Here is a 15,034-nt window from a genome sequence, read left to right on the forward strand (position 1 = left end):
AATGTATAAAGTTTTATTAGTAGACGATGAGTATATGGTGACAGAGGGGCTCAAGCGATTAATCCCCTTTGAAAAATGGGATATGCAAGTCGTCGCAACAGCCAATCATGCTGATGATGCTTTAGACTATGTCAAGGAAAATCCAGTAGATGTGATCATTTCCGATGTCAATATGCCAGATAAGACAGGGCTTGAGATGATTAAGGAAATGAAGGAGCTGCTTCCAGATACCTATTATATCTTGCTGTCGGGCTATCAGGAGTTTGACTATGTCAAGAAAGCAATGAACCTTAGTGTCGTGGATTATCTAGTGAAGCCAGTGGATAAGGTGGAGTTGAGTCATCTATTAGAAAAAATTGCGAGACAGCTTCAGGAAAAGGTGGAGCAAAGCCAAACTCTCAGCCAAGAATTGGATGAAGAGGGATTTACCAACTTCTTAGCGGGTAAAGACAGCTGGTGGATAGGCCTTTCAAAGGAAAAACAAGGATCTTTCACTATTCCTTACTATGTTTTAGGTCAAGACTGGCAGATTTTTATCTCTGATCAACCACTAGATGGAATCGTAGTAACGCCTTTTGGAGCACCCTACCAACAAGCCTTTGAAAAATGGAAGATCAACGCTGAAAAAGCCCTCTTCTACGGTTCAGTTAATCTAGAAAAATCCGAGAGTTTATTTGCTTATTACGAACCGATTTATCGCGTGATTATCCAAGGAAATATCAATCAAATCATCGAAGAATTAACCTTGCTAGAGAAGGTTGTTTTGGAGAATACCCCGCGCGTGGCTATCACCAAACAACTCTTTACTCAGTTTGTCATGGATGTCTTCCACTTGTTTGAGCATCTAAAAGCGGATGATATGACCGAGATTGTCAAAGCCATCCATGCTATTAACTCCTTTAAAGAATTGGTTGCCTACATCAAAGAAACCTTGACTAAGTTTTTTGGCCAGTACCGCATGAATGAAAATGTGGTGAGTGTTCTTGAAGTCATCGGACGTGATTATCAGAAAGAGCTCTCGCTTAAGGATATCAGCAAGGATCTCTTTATCAATCCTGTCTACCTCGGTCAGTTAATCAAGCGAGAAACCAACTCAACCTTCGCAGAATTGCTCAACAAACAGCGGATTAAGGCAGCGCAACAGCTCTTGCTTTCAACCAATGATAGTATTGAAGATGTTTGCTATGCTGTTGGTTACAGCAATGTTGGATATTTCTACAAGGTTTTCCGTAAATTGTGCGGAAAATCACCAAAAGCTTACCGCAAACAAGTCGAAAGTTCCCTGTAAAACTTGTATTTACGTGCAAAAAATGCTATAATGTCCAAAATACCTTAAGGAGGAAAATTTATGAAAAAGAAACCTATTTATCTTTGGGTTTTATTAGTCCTATCAGCATTGATTTCAGCTATGTCCTTGTTTGGAATACTAAGTCCAGTACCTAGTAAAGAAGCACTAGGTGCCAGTCAAGCACAAGTACAAGGCATTAGCGCTCAGCAGCTGGAGGATACGATTAATTATCTACATAAGACAGCTGAATTATCGCATTCGACTGTTAACATCGTTTTGATTATTTTATCTGCGATTTTAGTAGTCGCAGGTATTGTACTCTTGGTTCGTAATCATTTGCAATATGCAAATTATGCTTACATTGCTTATGTTTTGCTTGCCATTGTTGGTTCGATTTATACTTATATGGGTATGCAAGATGCTGTACAAGCCATCCGTGATGAAACTTTGCGACTAGGAACAGAAGTCCTTGGAAAGGGAACAACGATTTTATTTGTTGTTATCAATGTCCTCTTCCTTGCTATTGTCTTTTACAAGATGTGGCGTCAACAAAAAGATTTGGCTGAGGAAGTTGAAGCAGAAGAAGCTGCCTAAGTATTGACAAAAGGGAACTATCAAGTTACAATCTTGTTAGTTCTTTTTATATCGTAAACATAAAAATCGAGGTCAAAATGAAAAAAATATCCTTAGTGTATATCAGTTTGAGTGGGAATACAGAGAGTTTTGTAACCCGACTCAAGGACTATCTCCTGTCTCAGTACGAAGGGATTGAGGTTGAAAAAATCCATATCAAGGATCTGGTCAAGGAAGGTCAAGAATTCTTTGAGATGGATCACCCTTATGTCGCCTTTTTACCAACTTATTTAGAAGGTGGAAATGGTGTCGATAACGGCGATGTTGAGATTTTAACGACTCCAGTGGGTGATTTTATCGCCTATGGAGACAATGCCAGTAAGTGTTTTGGTGTAGTGGGCTCTGGTAATCGCAATTTTAATAACCAGTACTGTCTGACTGCCAAGCAGTACAGCCAGCGCTTTGGCTTCCCGGTCCTAGCAGACTTTGAAATGCGTGGTATGCTGGGAGATATTAAAAAAGTCGCAACGATTATCGCGGACTTATATGGATTGGGTTCAGAAAGTTAGAATCGTTCAAGTAGGCAGTTGGATTTTCTCAACTGCCTTTTGAATGCAGAAAAAAGCACCCAGACGAGGGTGCTGCTTTGTGAACTAACCTGCTTTTCCGATGGCAAGTGCATAGATAAAGAAGATCGCAAATCCAAAGAGGAAGATCAATCCTGCAATGGCGAGGAGTTTCAACCAAGAAGGAAGATTTTTATTTTCACCTGTGACCAAGACATAGTTCAAAAGGGCAAAGAATGGTGTTGTAAGAAAAGATCCAATCATGGCAAAGCGGAGCATGGTTGAAACTTGACCGGCAAAGAACTTGATGATGACGATACCAATGATAGCTGTGATGGTCATCCAGATGTTCAAAGATTTACGATTATCCTCTTTTTGATTTGCCAAGAGTTGAAGGGATGCCTGATTGACACGTGAATAGCCATCGATAACGGTGATGACCGTTCCAAAGATACAAAGAAAGGCGATAAAGGTGATCAAATAACGAGACCATTCTCCAAGAACAGAGGCATACATACCCACGAATTGAGAGATGTATTTGGCTGAAGCGGCTTCAACTGCCTGTCCTGTAGGATATTGAATAAGTGCTCCTAGTGCCACGAAGAATACAGCTAGGATAGCAGTTCCAATGTAACCAACGTTAAAGTCGAAAAGAGCGTCCGCTGTATTAAAGTTGACGGTCTTTTTCTTTTCAGCAGACCAGAGTGAGTTGATGGCTGAAATTTCAATAGGGGCAGGCATCCATCCTAAGAGGGAAACGATGAAAGGGAGCGCCGCCATTTGCCAAGGTGTCTTTTCGACAAAATCAGAGCTGTATTCAGGATGCTTAATTGCTGCAATGATAACTGCAAGAACTGTTGCAATGGTCAAAGCAGACATAATCCATTTTGCCATACCGTCCAATAGTTTGTAGCCACCAAAGAGTAACATAGCCCAAATGACCGCAACAAGGATGAGGGACCATTGAGTGATGCTAAGACCGATCATTGGGAAGGCACTGGCGATGATAGCTGAGCACAGAATGGCAACACCAGCTGTGTTGACCATAGCTGAAAAGACATTGAGGATAAAGAAAATCCAGAGATAGAGTTTTCCTTTTTCAGCATAGCCTTCCACCAAGGTTTTGCCAGTGTCGGCAGTATATTCGGCACCAAAACGGAAAAATGGATATTTAAAAACATTGGCCAAGATAACCAAGAGGAGTAGTGACCAACCATAAGAACCACCAGCTTGAGTAGAGGATACAATGTGAGAACCTCCAACGGCAGCAGAAGCCATTAGGATTCCTGGCCCCATTGCCTTTAGTTTGCTTGCCCAGGTTGACTGGTTTGATAACGTAACTTGTGACATAATAAACACTCCTATTTTTGAATTTTCAGAATAATCTGAATAGATAGCTACTATTCTACAAAAATCTTAAAGGAAATGCAAGATAATTTTTGAAAAATTTAGAAAATTTCAGAAAAATCATATGAAAGATATGATTATCACAAGGAAATGGTATTGATGGGAGTAAAAAATCCGAGAAGAAAGCTTCTCGGATTCCCTTATTTCAGTTGCTCAGTGATTTCCTTAGAAAGCAGGAGTCCCAAACGGTAACCCTTATTGATGTAGTCAATCACATCATTGATATTTTCCGTTGTTTGGATCCTTTCGCGTATGTCTGTTTTGAAAGCTTCGTCCTTCAGAAGCTGTTCCTGAAGGAGTTGTTGAAGTTTTTCTTTTTCGTATTTATTGATGAGAAAAAGAACGACAAGACTGATAAGAACTAAGATATAAGCATACTGGCTCATAAAATCTCTCCTGGTTTGATAAAAAAGTTGATGGTATAAGAAAAGCGAAAGAAATTTTCGCTTTTCAACTAAGTGATTAGACTAGCGGAACAGGTATCCGACAGATAAAACAAGACGGTCTTGACCTTTAACTGAAAAGTCCGTCCAGTTGAAATGAAGACTAGTGAAGCGCCAAGCCAAAGTCCGTATAGGATTTGGTGTTAGTTACTTAGATTGCTTTATGATTAAGTTATTTGAGTGATTGGGACATGCGTCTAAACCAATCGCTATTATTTGTTGGGATGCATTAGTGAAGCGTTTAGACACGTATCTCAAGTTACGACGTAAAGAAACATAAATCGATCTTATTTATGTTTCTTTACTAGTGAAGCGCCAAGCCAAAGTCCGTATAGGATTTGGCGTTAGTTACTTAGATTGCTTTGCAATCAAGTAACTTTGGCGATTTACATCCTCTCTGGTGCTTCTACTCCAAGCAAACGAAGGGCTTCTTTGAGAACAACAGCTGTTGCGTAGCTGAGGGCTAGGCGACTGTCGCGCTCTGGACTTTCATCCAGGATACGAGTGTGGGCATAGTATTTGTTGAAAGCTTGAGCCAAGCTGATTGCGTATTTAGCGATTAGCGACGGATCATAGTTAACAGATGCGCGTTTGATGACACGGGCAAAGTCTTGGAGAAGTTTGATAATTTCCCAGCTTTCAGCATCATTTAGACTGTAACTTGCTTGAGCATTTGGTTGGAAGTCTGCTTTTCTAAGTAGAGACTGAATACGTGCGTAAGCGTATTGGATATATGGACCAGTCTCACCTTCAAAGGAAACCATTGCTTCCAAATCAAAGTCATAACCATTTCGACGGTCAGTCTTCAGATCGTAGAATTTGACAGCTCCAACCCCAACAGCTTGGGCGATTTGATCCTTGTTTTCGAGGTCAGGATTTTTCGCTTCAATTTGAGCTTTAGCACGAGTGATGGCTTCTTGGAGAGTTGGTTCAAGCAGGATGATGTTTCCTTTACGAGTAGAGAGCTTTTGGCGATTTTTGGTTACAAGACCGAAGTCCACGTGAACCATATCGTCACTCCAAGCAAATCCCATTTTCTTCAAGACAGCTTTCAACTGTTTAAAGTGGTTGGATTGTTCTTGACCAACTGCGTAGATATTTTTAACAAAATTGTAAGTACGTGCACGGTAGATAGCTGTCGCAATATCACGTGTGATGTAGAGGGTTGCACCGTCAGATTTCTTAATCATAGCAGGTGGAAGTTCAACATCATCGAGGTTAACAATGCTAGCTCCGCGTGATTCTTCTAGCAAGCCTTTTTCTTCAAGGATTTGCACGGCCTCGTCCATCTTGTCATTATAGAAGGCCTCCCCGTTTAAGCTGTCAAATTCAACGTTTAATAGTTTGTAAATGCGGTTGAACTCAACCAAACTTTCATCACGGAACCATTGCCAAAGTTGAGTTGCTTCTGGATCGCCATCTTCCAATTTTTTAAACCAGAGACGTCCTTCATCATCAAGAGCTGGGTCATTTTCGATTTCAGCATTGATGCGAACGTACAATTTCAACAATTCGTCAATCGGATTAGCTTCGACGGCTTCCTTACTTCCCCATTTTTTATAAGCAACCATGAGAAGACCAAACTGTTTACCCCAGTCTCCAAGGTGGTTGATTTTAATAGTGTTGTAGCCCATTTTCTTAAAGATATTAGAAAGAGCATCTCCGATAACAGTTGAACGTAAGTGACCTACTGAGAAAGGTTTTGCGATGTTTGGACTTGATAGGTCAATCGTGATATTTTGCTCTTTGCCTTCCGTTTGTTGAGCGTAGTCAGATCCTTTTTCGATGATCTCTTTGATAACTGCTCCAGAAATGGCAGATTTATCAAGGAAGAAGTTGACGTAAGGGCCAGTTGCAACAACTTTTTCAAAGGCTTGGCTGTTGATTTTTTCAGCGATTTCAGCAGCAATCATTTGAGGGGCTTTGCGTTCGACTTTTGCAAGTGAGAAAGCAGGAAAAGCGATATCTCCCATGTCAGAGTTTTTTGGTTGTTCTAATAAATTGAAAATAGCCTCTTGATCCAGGCTATCAATGACGCTAGCCAATTCACTAGCAATCAGTTTTTTTGTACTCATAAGTAGGCTCCTTTTGGACTTTTATTCTATTTTATCATAAATTTAGTGAAAGAAGAAAGATTTTTTTGAATTATTCAGTTTTTTTGGTATAATTATATCTAAAAATAAACCCGAAATCGGTTATAAATATTCATGTAAGAGGTTGATATGAGAAAAAAAGAACGACACCAGTTGATTAAAAAGATGATCACTGAGGAAAAACTAGCTACACAAAAGGATATCCAAGATCGCCTAGAAGTTCGGAATGTCTTTGTGACGCAAACGACCTTGTCTCGCGACCTGCGCGAGATCGGCTTGATCAAGGTTAAGAAAAATGGTATGGTGTATTATGTGCTAGCGAATGAAACAGAAAAGATTGATTTGGTAGAGTTTTTGTCGCATCACCTAGAAGGGGTTGCGAGAGCAGAGTTTACTTTGGTACTTCATACCAAGCTGGGAGAAGCAGCTGTCTTAGCAAATATTGTTGATGAAAATAAGGACGAGGCGATTTTAGGAACAGTTGCGGGAGCCAATACCTTACTGGTTATTTGTCGAGACCAGCATGTTGCCAAGCTCATGGAAGAGCGTTTGCTAGATTTGATGAAGGATGAATAGGGTTTTGGGACTTGTTCCCAAGCCTTATTTTTGACAAGGAGAGAGCCAATATGACGACAGAAAAACTATCACCTGGTATGCAGCAGTATGTGGATATAAAAAAGCAATATCCAGATGCTTTTTTGCTCTTTCGGATGGGTGATTTTTATGAGCTGTTTTATGAAGATGCGGTCAATGCGGCGCAGATTTTAGAGATTTCACTGACCAGTCGTAATAAAAATGCAGAAAATCCGATACCCATGGCGGGCGTCCCCTATCATTCTGCCCAGCAGTATATTGATGTTTTGATTGAGCAGGGCTATAAGGTGGCCATTGCCGAGCAGATGGAAGATCCTAAACAAGCAGTTGGGGTTGTTAAGCGAGAGGTGGTTCAAGTCATCACACCTGGTACAGTAGTCGATAGCAGTAAGCCTGATAGTCAGAACAATTTCTTGGTTGCCATAGATCGTGATGGCAATCAATTTGGCCTAGCCTATATGGATCTGGTGACTGGTGACTTTTATGTGACGGGTCTATTGGATTTTACGCTGGTTTGTGGGGAAATCCGTAACCTCAAGGCTCGTGAAGTGGTACTGGGTTATGACTTGTCTGAGGAAGAAGAACAAATCCTCAGTCGTCAGATGAATCTGGTACTTTCCTACGAGAAAGAAGGCTTTGAGGATATTCATTTACTGGATTCACGTTTAGCAACTGTGGAGCAAGCGGCAGCTAGTAAGTTGCTCCAGTATGTTCATCGGACCCAGATGCGGGAATTGAACCATCTCAAACCCGTTATTCGCTATGAAATCAAAGATTTCTTACAGATGGACTATGCGACCAAGGCTAGTCTGGATTTGGTTGAGAATGCCCGTTCAGGCAAGAAGCAAGGCAGTCTTTTCTGGCTTTTGGATGAAACCAAAACAGCTATGGGTATGCGCCTCTTGCGTTCTTGGATTCATCGCCCTTTGATTGATAAGGAGCGAATCGTCCAGCGTCAAGAGGTGGTGCAGGTCTTTCTTGACCACTTCTTTGAGCGCAGTGATTTGACAGACAGTCTCAAAGGTGTTTATGATATCGAACGCTTGGCTAGTCGGGTTTCTTTTGGCAAGACCAATCCCAAGGATCTCTTGCAGTTAGCGACCACCTTGTCTAGTGTGCCACGGATTCGTGCGATTTTAGAAGGCATGGAGCAGCCTGCTCTGGCCTATCTCATCACACAGTTGGATGGAATCCCTGAGTTGGAGAGCTTGATTAGCGCAGCGATTGCTCCTGAAGCTCCTCATGTGATTACGGAGGGTGGCATTATCCGTACGGGATTTGATGAGACCTTGGATAAATACCGCCTAGTGCTCAGAGAAGGGACTGGATGGATTGCTGAGATTGAGGCTAAGGAGAGAGAAAACTCTGGCATCAGCACGCTCAAGATTGACTACAATAAAAAGGATGGTTACTATTTCCATGTGACCAATTCGCAACTGGGAAATGTGCCAGCCCACTTTTTCCGCAAGGCGACGCTGAAAAACTCAGAACGCTTTGGTACTGAGGAATTAGCCCGTATCGAGGGGGATATGTTGGAGGCGCGTGAGAAGTCAGCCGACCTAGAGTATGAAATCTTTATGCGCATCCGTGAGGAAGTCAGCAAGTACATCCAGCGATTGCAGGCTTTAGCCCAAGGAATTGCGACGGTTGATGTCTTGCAAAGTCTCGCAGTTGTGGCTGAAACCCAGCATTTGATTCGGCCTGAGTTTGGAGAGGATTCCCAAATCGCTATCCAGAAAGGACGCCATGCGGTCGTTGAAAAGGTCATGGGAGCTCAGACCTATATTCCAAACAGTATTCAGATGTCAGAAGATACCAGCATTCAATTGATTACAGGGCCCAATATGAGCGGGAAGTCTACCTACATGCGCCAGCTAGCTATGACGGCGGTTATGGCTCAGCTGGGTTCTTATGTTCCGGCTGAGAGCGCTCATTTGCCGATTTTTGATGCTATTTTTACCCGCATTGGAGCAGCAGATGACTTGGTTTCAGGGCAATCAACCTTCATGGTAGAGATGATGGAGGCCAACAATGCCATTTCGCATGCAACCAAGAATTCCTTGATTCTCTTTGATGAATTGGGACGTGGAACTGCAACTTATGATGGGATGGCTCTTGCCCAGTCCATCATTGAATACATTCATGAACATATCGGAGCCAAGACCCTCTTTGCGACCCACTACCATGAGTTGACCAGTCTGGAGTCTAGCTTGGAACACTTGATCAATGTCCACGTGGCAACCTTGGAGCAGGATGGACAAGTCACCTTCCTTCACAAGATTGAACCAGGACCAGCTGACAAATCTTACGGTATCCATGTTGCTAAGATTGCTGGCTTACCAGCAGAACTTTTAGCAAGAGCGGATAAGATTTTAACGCAACTGGAGAGTCAGGGGCAAGAAAGTCCAGTTCCGATGAGGCAAACTAGCGCCATCACTGAACAGATGTCACTCTTTGATACGCCTGAAGAGCATCCTATCCTAGCAGAATTAGCTGAACTGGATGTTTACAACATGACGCCTATGCAGGCTATGAATGTCTTAGTCGAGTTCAAGCAAAAATTATAAAAAGACCCCCACTCATGCATTTGTGAGTGGGATTTTTCTCTATTACTTTTTATGGGCCAAGAGTTGATTGATATGGTCTACTTTTTTTGCCTCTCTTTTATAGAGAATAGCCCAGATGATGAGGTAGACAATCGCAAACTCTGGAATGAGCTGGAGATAGAAGGTCCAGTGGAAGGGAAACCAACCAGCCAGAGTTGCTAGTGGGGCAAAGCCAGCCAGCATGAGGAAGAAATGGGAAAGCGTCGCACGGAGAAGGCTCCAGTCACGGCTGAATAAGCGACTGCCAAAGCTAAAGAGAACGCCGATAGCTGACCAGATAATCGTGCAGTAGAGTAAGACCAGGGCACCGTGAACCTGATGTTGAACCATCGCTTGGCCAATCAGAGACTCGGGGCTCAGTGGGGCATAGGTATTTGGTGCATAAATGAGTGAAAAGAGGATAGAGAGGATGAGGCCGATAAGAACACCAGTGGCTGCATCGTGAAAGATTTGTTTTTTCATAGTTCTAATTTCTCCTTGATGGTTTTTAGGTAACGGCGTGAAGAGTAGGTGAAACTTTCGTTTTTCAAGAAAATTTCAACCAGACCATTGGGCGTGAGCCTGAGATGAGAGATGGAGTCGATATTGACGATTTCAGATTGGGAAATTTGGATAAAAGTTGTCGGTAGAATTTCAAGCACTTGATAGAGTCGCAAATCAATGCTGTAGATCTGACTGGCAGTTTCTGCTAGAACCTTTCGATTCTCGATATAGAAGCGCTGAATCTTGCCAATTTCAACTAGATAGACCTGATCATCAATCTTACCTTTGATTGTTTCTTTTTGGTCAAGATTTTCAGCGAACTCGATGACTTTCTGGACTTTTTCGGTTGGCTGAGGTGCTTGGACAATCAGCTTTTCTTCCTTGTAAGTCTCCTTAATCTGTAGTTCTACTTTCATAAATTTCTCTCCTTATATTTCATACAAAATTGTGATCACTTCTTGTACACCTTTATTAAACACTATTTTAGGGCCCATGGCAAGAGCTTTTGCCTATGCGGCGGGATTTGGAGTCTATGTGGTATTTGCTTTTTCTGATAGTATCTGAAATATGGTATAATAGCACTAATCAATTTCTAGGAAAATAGATACAGAAAGGGGCTGAAAGATGTCTCATATTATTGAATTGCCAGAGGTGCTGGCAAACCAGATTGCAGCAGGGGAGGTTATTGAACGTCCTGCTAGTGTGGTCAAAGAGTTGGTAGAAAATGCTATTGACGCCGGTTCTAGCCAGATTATCATTGAGATTGAGGAAGCTGGTCTTAAGAAAATTCAAATCACCGATAATGGTCATGGAATTGCCCACGATGAGGTGGAATTGGCTCTCCGTCGCCATGCGACCAGTAAGATAAAAAATCAAGCAGACCTCTTTCGGATTCGGACGCTTGGTTTTCGTGGTGAAGCCTTGCCCTCTATCGCTTCTGTCAGTGTATTGACTCTGTTGACAGCGGTGGATGGTGAGAGTCATGGGACCAAGATCGTTGCGCGTGGAGGAGAAGTTGAAGAAATCATCCCAGCGACTAGTCCTGTGGGGACCAAGGTTTGTGTGGAGGACCTCTTTTTCAATACACCAGCCCGCCTCAAGTATATGAAGAGCCAGCAGGCGGAGTTGTCTCATATCATTGATATTGTCAACCGTCTGGGGTTGGCCCATCCTGAGATTTCTTTTAGCTTGATTAGTGATGGCAAGGAAATGACACGGACAGCAGGGACTGGTCAACTGCGTCAAGCTATTGCAGGGATTTACGGTTTGGCGAGTGCTAAGAAGATGATTGCCATTGAGAATTCGGATCTAGATTTTGAAATTACAGGTTTTGTGTCTTTGCCTGAGTTAACCCGAGCCAACCGCAACTATATCAGCCTCTTTATCAATGGCCGTTATATCAAGAACTTCTTGCTCAATCGCGCTATCCTTGACGGTTACGGAAGCAAACTCATGGTAGGGCGCTTTCCACTGGCTGTCATTCACATCCATATCGATCCTTATCTGGCTGATGTCAATGTGCATCCAACCAAACAAGAAGTGCGAATTTCTAAGGAAAAAGAACTGATGGCGCTGCTTTCAGAGGCTATTTCTAACAGTCTCAAGGAACAAGCCTTGATACCTGATGCTTTAGAAAATCTTGCCAAGTCGACCGTGCGCAATCGTCAAAAGGTAGAGCAGACCATTCTCCCACTCAAAGAAAATACGCTCTACTATGAAAAAACAGAACTCTCAAAACCCAGTCAAGCTGAGGTGGCTGATCATCAGGTTGAATTAACTGAGGAAGGGAAAGATTTGACCTTATTTGCCAAGGAAACCTTGGACCAGTTGACCAAGCCCGCAAAACTGCATTTTGCAGAGAGAAAGCCTGCTAACTACGACCAACTAGATCATCCAGAGTTAGATCTAGCTAGTCTTGATAAGGCCTATGATAAGCTGGAGCGAGAAGAATCATCAAACTTCCCAGAGTTGGAGTTTTTCGGGCAGATGCATGGAACTTATCTCTTTGCCCAAGGGCGAGATGGCCTCTATATCATAGACCAGCATGCGGCTCAGGAACGGGTCAAGTATGAGGAATACCGAGAAAGTATTGGCAATGTTGACCAGAGTCAGCAGCAACTCCTAGTGCCCTACATCTTTGAATTCCCAGCGGATGATGCCCTTCGTCTCAGGGAAAGAATGCCTCTCTTAGAGGAGGTGGGCGTCTTCCTAGCAGAGTACGGAGAAAATCAATTTATCCTACGCGAACATCCCATATGGATGGCAGAAGAAGAGATTGAGTCAGGTATCTATGAAATGTGCGACATGCTGCTCTTGACCAAGGAAGTTTCGATCAAGAAATACCGAGCAGAGTTGGCTATCATGATGTCCTGCAAGCGGTCTATCAAGGCCAACCATCGTATCGATGACCACTCAGCCAGACAGCTTCTCTATCAGCTCTCTCAATGTGACAATCCTTATAACTGTCCTCATGGACGTCCTGTTTTGGTGCATTTCACCAAGTCGGATATGGAAAAGATGTTCCGACGTATTCAGGAAAATCATACTAGTCTTCGTGAGTTGGGGAAATATTAAGAACACAAAAAGCCTTTGTTCCTTTTGAACAAGGCTTTTTAGCTTTTCTAAGGAGGTACTTTGACTGAACATGGGAAACTTGACACGAGGTTTACACTTGCTTGACAAGACCAGTCCTATAAAAGTACTGAAAAATATGAATCAATTGACTCAAGGTTTCGTAGAGTCGTCTTGGTCTAAAGGATTCTCAAGACCAATCACCTTATCAAGATAACGTTGTTTGGTTTTGAGAGCCTTGTTGATAGCAATTGCAGAAGCGATTAAGAGAACGAAGGTCAGCCAGATCCAGGCGGTGAATTCAGCTGGGAAACTAGAACCAGCTAAAAAGAGATAGATGGCCAGAGCCAAAACGAAAATATAAATCACTTGCCAGAGGCCAAAGGATTTAACCTCTTTATAGTAGTTGTCCTTGTCTTCCTCCAAGATCACTGCTGTGGAAGCTTTTTCAGAGTTTTCATCTAATAGTAGATAGTCAGTTGTCACTTGAAAAATCTTACTTAATTCAATGATTTTTTCGATTTCAGGAAAGACTTGTCCAGACTCCCATTTGGAGATGCTTTGCCGAGAAACATTGATTTGTTCTGCTAGTTTTTCTTGGGACCAACCTTTTTCCTTTCTGAGCTCAAATAGTTTTTCTGCGAGTTTCATGATTCTATCCTCCTTTTTCTACCTCTATCCTAACAATTTTTACTTATAATGAGAATACAATCTCCTGTACTATTTGTCAACCAGAGGTTGCGCCTTTTGTTGCAGTCTGTCTTGGGGAAATATGGTATACTAGATAGGCAAAATAATGGAGAAAAATTATGTACGAATATCTAAAAGGAATCATTACCAAAATCACTGCTAAATACATTGTCCTAGAGGCAAATGGTATCGGTTATATCTTGCATGTAGCCAATCCCTATGCCTACTCAGGTCAGGTTAATCAAGAAACTCAAACTTATGTGCATCAAGTTGTCCGTGAAGATGCCCATCTGCTCTATGGTTTTCGATCAGAAGATGAGAAGAAACTCTTTCTTAGTCTGATCTCGGTCTCAGGGATTGGTCCTGTGTCAGCTCTTGCTATCATCGCAGCCGATGACAATGCTGGCTTGGTTCAAGCCATCGAAACCAAGAACATCACCTACTTGACTAAGTTCCCTAAAATCGGTAAGAAAACAGCCCAACAGATGGTGCTGGACTTGGAAGGGAAGGTAGTTGTGGCTAGTGATGATCTTCCTGCCAAGGTGGCAGTGCAAACCAGCGCTGAAAACCAAGAACTGGAAGAAGCTATGGAAGCCATGTTGGCACTGGGTTACAAGGCAACCGAGCTTAAGAAAATCAAGAGATTCTTTGAGGGAACGACGGATACAGCTGAGAACTATATCAAGTCAGCTCTTAAGATGTTGGTCAAATAGGAGAATAAGATGCCAAAACGCTGTGGTTGGGTTAAAATGAACAACCCTCTGTATATAGCCTATCATGACGAAGAGTGGGGTCAACCCCTTCATGATGACCGCGCTCTTTTTGAACTGCTCTGTATGGAGACTTATCAGGCTGGTCTGTCTTGGGAAACGGTGCTAAACAAGCGCCAAGCTTTCCGAGAAGTCTTTTACAACTATCAAGCCCAATGTATCTCTGAGATGACAGATGAGGAGTTGGAAGCCTTGTTAGATAATCCAGCCATCATCCGAAATCGTGCCAAGCTCTTTGCAACACGCGCCAACGCCCAAGCATTTTTACAAGTCCAGAAAACCTACGGTTCCTTTGATGCTTACCTCTGGTCTTTTGTAGATGGACAAACCATCATCAATGATGTTCCTGACTATCACCTAGCACCTGCTAAAACAGCCTTGTCTGAAAAGTTATCTCAAGATCTCAAAAAAAAAGGATTCAAATTCACAGGTCCAGTCGCAGTTTTAGCTTTTTTACAAGCGGCAGGTCTGATTGACGACCACGAGAATGATTGTGAGTGGAAAAACGGAAATTAGTGAGTGCAAGCGTCTAACTATCTGAGAATATAGAAAAAAGCTGAGAAATTCCTCTCAGCTTTTTGATTATATGCTAGTAATTTTTATAGTGCAGTAAGAAATGTCAGTCCACCTAAGACAACGCCAGCTGAGTTTGGAATAATTAGTATCCAATCCTTCTTAGGCTCTTTTGTCCATCCATAAATAACCCAAATTAAACAAGATACTGCTGCGGATAAAGGCTGGAATGGTTGAGCTTTGTTGCCTTGTAAATTGGCAAAAATTTGTGGGATGTAGGCGATAAATACAATAATCCCGATAAAAGCCCCGATTGAACCGACAATTTGATTTATTTTTTGTTTAGTCATATACACCTCCTTCAAAAGGATATCATAGAAATAAGCAAAATGCAATAAATTCAGACACAAATTGTAACGAAAATCAATACCAAAGCA

The 15,034-nt window shown here is 42.3% G+C and carries 15 protein-coding genes; 8 read left to right on the top strand and 7 right to left on the bottom strand.

Annotated features, from left to right (window positions below; all coding sequences use genetic code 11):
* The first annotated feature begins 1 nt into the window (after position 1).
* From HF881_RS07485 to nrdI, 3 genes are all read left to right on the top strand, one after another.
* Positions 2-1,288: a response regulator transcription factor gene (locus HF881_RS07485; RefSeq protein ID WP_169446999.1), complete on the top strand. Its 1,287-nt coding sequence runs from the start codon at positions 2-4 to the stop codon at positions 1,286-1,288.
* 60 nt (positions 1,289-1,348) lie between these two features.
* Entirely contained in the window at positions 1,349-1,882 is a 534-nt protein-coding gene (locus tag HF881_RS07490) for an ABC transporter permease (protein ID WP_084975960.1), read from the top strand.
* 77 nt (positions 1,883-1,959) lie between these two features.
* Positions 1,960-2,430, top strand: coding sequence for a class Ib ribonucleoside-diphosphate reductase assembly flavoprotein NrdI (nrdI, locus tag HF881_RS07495; protein WP_169447001.1), 471 nt, complete (start codon positions 1,960-1,962; stop codon positions 2,428-2,430).
* Between the two features lie 84 nt (positions 2,431-2,514).
* Here the strand turns inward: nrdI and HF881_RS07500 are convergent, their stop codons facing one another.
* The 3 genes from HF881_RS07500 to argS form a co-directional block, all read right to left on the bottom strand.
* Complete coding sequence (locus HF881_RS07500; RefSeq protein ID WP_169447003.1) at positions 2,515-3,777, bottom strand: NRAMP family divalent metal transporter; 1,263 nt, start codon at positions 3,775-3,777, stop codon at positions 2,515-2,517.
* Between the two features lie 197 nt (positions 3,778-3,974).
* Positions 3,975-4,220: a hypothetical protein gene (locus HF881_RS07505; protein WP_000084853.1), complete on the bottom strand. Its 246-nt coding sequence runs from the start codon at positions 4,218-4,220 to the stop codon at positions 3,975-3,977.
* 443 nt (positions 4,221-4,663) lie between these two features.
* The gene (gene argS / locus HF881_RS07510) at positions 4,664-6,352 is read right to left on the bottom strand and encodes an arginine--tRNA ligase (protein ID WP_169447005.1); all 1,689 of its coding nucleotides are present in this window, start codon (positions 6,350-6,352) and stop codon (positions 4,664-4,666) included.
* Between the two features lie 147 nt (positions 6,353-6,499).
* Here argS and argR point away from each other — a divergent pair, with 147 nt between their 5' ends.
* Together argR and mutS are read left to right on the top strand one after the other, a co-directional pair.
* The gene (gene argR / locus HF881_RS07515; protein ID WP_061418468.1) at positions 6,500-6,946 is read left to right on the top strand and encodes an arginine repressor; all 447 of its coding nucleotides are present in this window, start codon (positions 6,500-6,502) and stop codon (positions 6,944-6,946) included.
* A 50-nt stretch (positions 6,947-6,996) separates the two neighbouring features.
* Positions 6,997-9,531, top strand: a complete 2,535-nt coding sequence (gene mutS / locus HF881_RS07520; RefSeq protein WP_093586112.1) for a DNA mismatch repair protein MutS — start codon at positions 6,997-6,999, stop codon at positions 9,529-9,531.
* Positions 9,532-9,573: 42 nt separating this feature from the next.
* Here the strand turns inward: mutS and HF881_RS07525 are convergent, their stop codons facing one another.
* Both HF881_RS07525 and HF881_RS07530 read right to left on the bottom strand, forming a co-directional pair.
* Entirely contained in the window at positions 9,574-10,032 is a 459-nt protein-coding gene (locus HF881_RS07525; protein WP_093586110.1) for a DUF3021 domain-containing protein, read from the bottom strand.
* Complete coding sequence (locus HF881_RS07530) at positions 10,029-10,469, bottom strand: LytTR family DNA-binding domain-containing protein (RefSeq protein WP_093586108.1); 441 nt, start codon at positions 10,467-10,469, stop codon at positions 10,029-10,031. The genes HF881_RS07525 and HF881_RS07530 overlap by 4 nt, the downstream gene beginning before the upstream one ends.
* 208 nt (positions 10,470-10,677) lie before the next feature.
* Here HF881_RS07530 and mutL point away from each other — a divergent pair, with 208 nt between their 5' ends.
* On the top strand, positions 10,678-12,627 hold the full coding sequence (gene mutL / locus HF881_RS07535; protein ID WP_093586106.1) for a DNA mismatch repair endonuclease MutL: 1,950 nt from the start codon (positions 10,678-10,680) through the stop codon (positions 12,625-12,627).
* 150 nt (positions 12,628-12,777) lie between these two features.
* Here mutL and HF881_RS07540 read toward each other — a convergent pair whose 3' ends face one another.
* A complete protein-coding gene (locus HF881_RS07540) occupies positions 12,778-13,275 on the bottom strand; it encodes a helix-turn-helix transcriptional regulator (protein ID WP_093586104.1) in 498 nt (165 codons plus the stop codon).
* 158 nt (positions 13,276-13,433) lie between these two features.
* Between HF881_RS07540 and ruvA the strand changes: the two genes are divergently transcribed.
* Entirely contained in the window at positions 13,434-14,027 is a 594-nt protein-coding gene (gene ruvA, locus HF881_RS07545; protein WP_169447007.1) for a Holliday junction branch migration protein RuvA, read from the top strand.
* 9 nt (positions 14,028-14,036) lie between these two features.
* Positions 14,037-14,600: a DNA-3-methyladenine glycosylase I gene (locus HF881_RS07550; protein WP_093586100.1), complete on the top strand. Its 564-nt coding sequence runs from the start codon at positions 14,037-14,039 to the stop codon at positions 14,598-14,600.
* A gap of 83 nt (positions 14,601-14,683) precedes the next feature.
* Here HF881_RS07550 and HF881_RS07555 read toward each other — a convergent pair whose 3' ends face one another.
* A complete protein-coding gene (locus HF881_RS07555; protein ID WP_000166112.1) occupies positions 14,684-14,947 on the bottom strand; it encodes a SemiSWEET family transporter in 264 nt (87 codons plus the stop codon).
* Between the last annotated feature and the right edge of the window lie 87 nt (positions 14,948-15,034).

The organism is Streptococcus sp. WB01_FAA12 (assembly GCF_012843315.1).
GTDB lineage: Bacteria > Bacillota > Bacilli > Lactobacillales > Streptococcaceae > Streptococcus.

Excerpts from the sequence above, each read along its gene's own strand:
- HF881_RS07540 (WP_093586104.1), bottom strand. The coding sequence starts at position 13,275 with ATGAAACTCGCAGAAAAACTATTTGAGCTCAGAAAGGAAAAAGGTTGG.
- HF881_RS07505 (WP_000084853.1), bottom strand. The coding sequence starts at position 4,220 with ATGAGCCAGTATGCTTATATCTTAGTTCTTATCAGTCTTGTCGTTCTT.
- mutL (WP_093586106.1), top strand. The coding sequence starts at position 10,678 with ATGTCTCATATTATTGAATTGCCAGAGGTGCTGGCAAACCAGATTGCA.
- argR (WP_061418468.1), top strand. The coding sequence starts at position 6,500 with ATGAGAAAAAAAGAACGACACCAGTTGATTAAAAAGATGATCACTGAG.
- HF881_RS07525 (WP_093586110.1), bottom strand. The coding sequence starts at position 10,032 with ATGAAAAAACAAATCTTTCACGATGCAGCCACTGGTGTTCTTATCGGC.
- nrdI (WP_169447001.1), top strand. The coding sequence starts at position 1,960 with ATGAAAAAAATATCCTTAGTGTATATCAGTTTGAGTGGGAATACAGAG.
- HF881_RS07555 (WP_000166112.1), bottom strand. The coding sequence starts at position 14,947 with ATGACTAAACAAAAAATAAATCAAATTGTCGGTTCAATCGGGGCTTTT.
- HF881_RS07530 (WP_093586108.1), bottom strand. The coding sequence starts at position 10,469 with ATGAAAGTAGAACTACAGATTAAGGAGACTTACAAGGAAGAAAAGCTG.
- HF881_RS07490 (WP_084975960.1), top strand. The coding sequence starts at position 1,349 with ATGAAAAAGAAACCTATTTATCTTTGGGTTTTATTAGTCCTATCAGCA.
- HF881_RS07485 (WP_169446999.1), top strand. The coding sequence starts at position 2 with ATGTATAAAGTTTTATTAGTAGACGATGAGTATATGGTGACAGAGGGG.
- HF881_RS07500 (WP_169447003.1), bottom strand. The coding sequence starts at position 3,777 with ATGTCACAAGTTACGTTATCAAACCAGTCAACCTGGGCAAGCAAACTA.
- argS (WP_169447005.1), bottom strand. The coding sequence starts at position 6,352 with ATGAGTACAAAAAAACTGATTGCTAGTGAATTGGCTAGCGTCATTGAT.
- mutS (WP_093586112.1), top strand. The coding sequence starts at position 6,997 with ATGACGACAGAAAAACTATCACCTGGTATGCAGCAGTATGTGGATATA.
- ruvA (WP_169447007.1), top strand. The coding sequence starts at position 13,434 with ATGTACGAATATCTAAAAGGAATCATTACCAAAATCACTGCTAAATAC.
- HF881_RS07550 (WP_093586100.1), top strand. The coding sequence starts at position 14,037 with ATGCCAAAACGCTGTGGTTGGGTTAAAATGAACAACCCTCTGTATATA.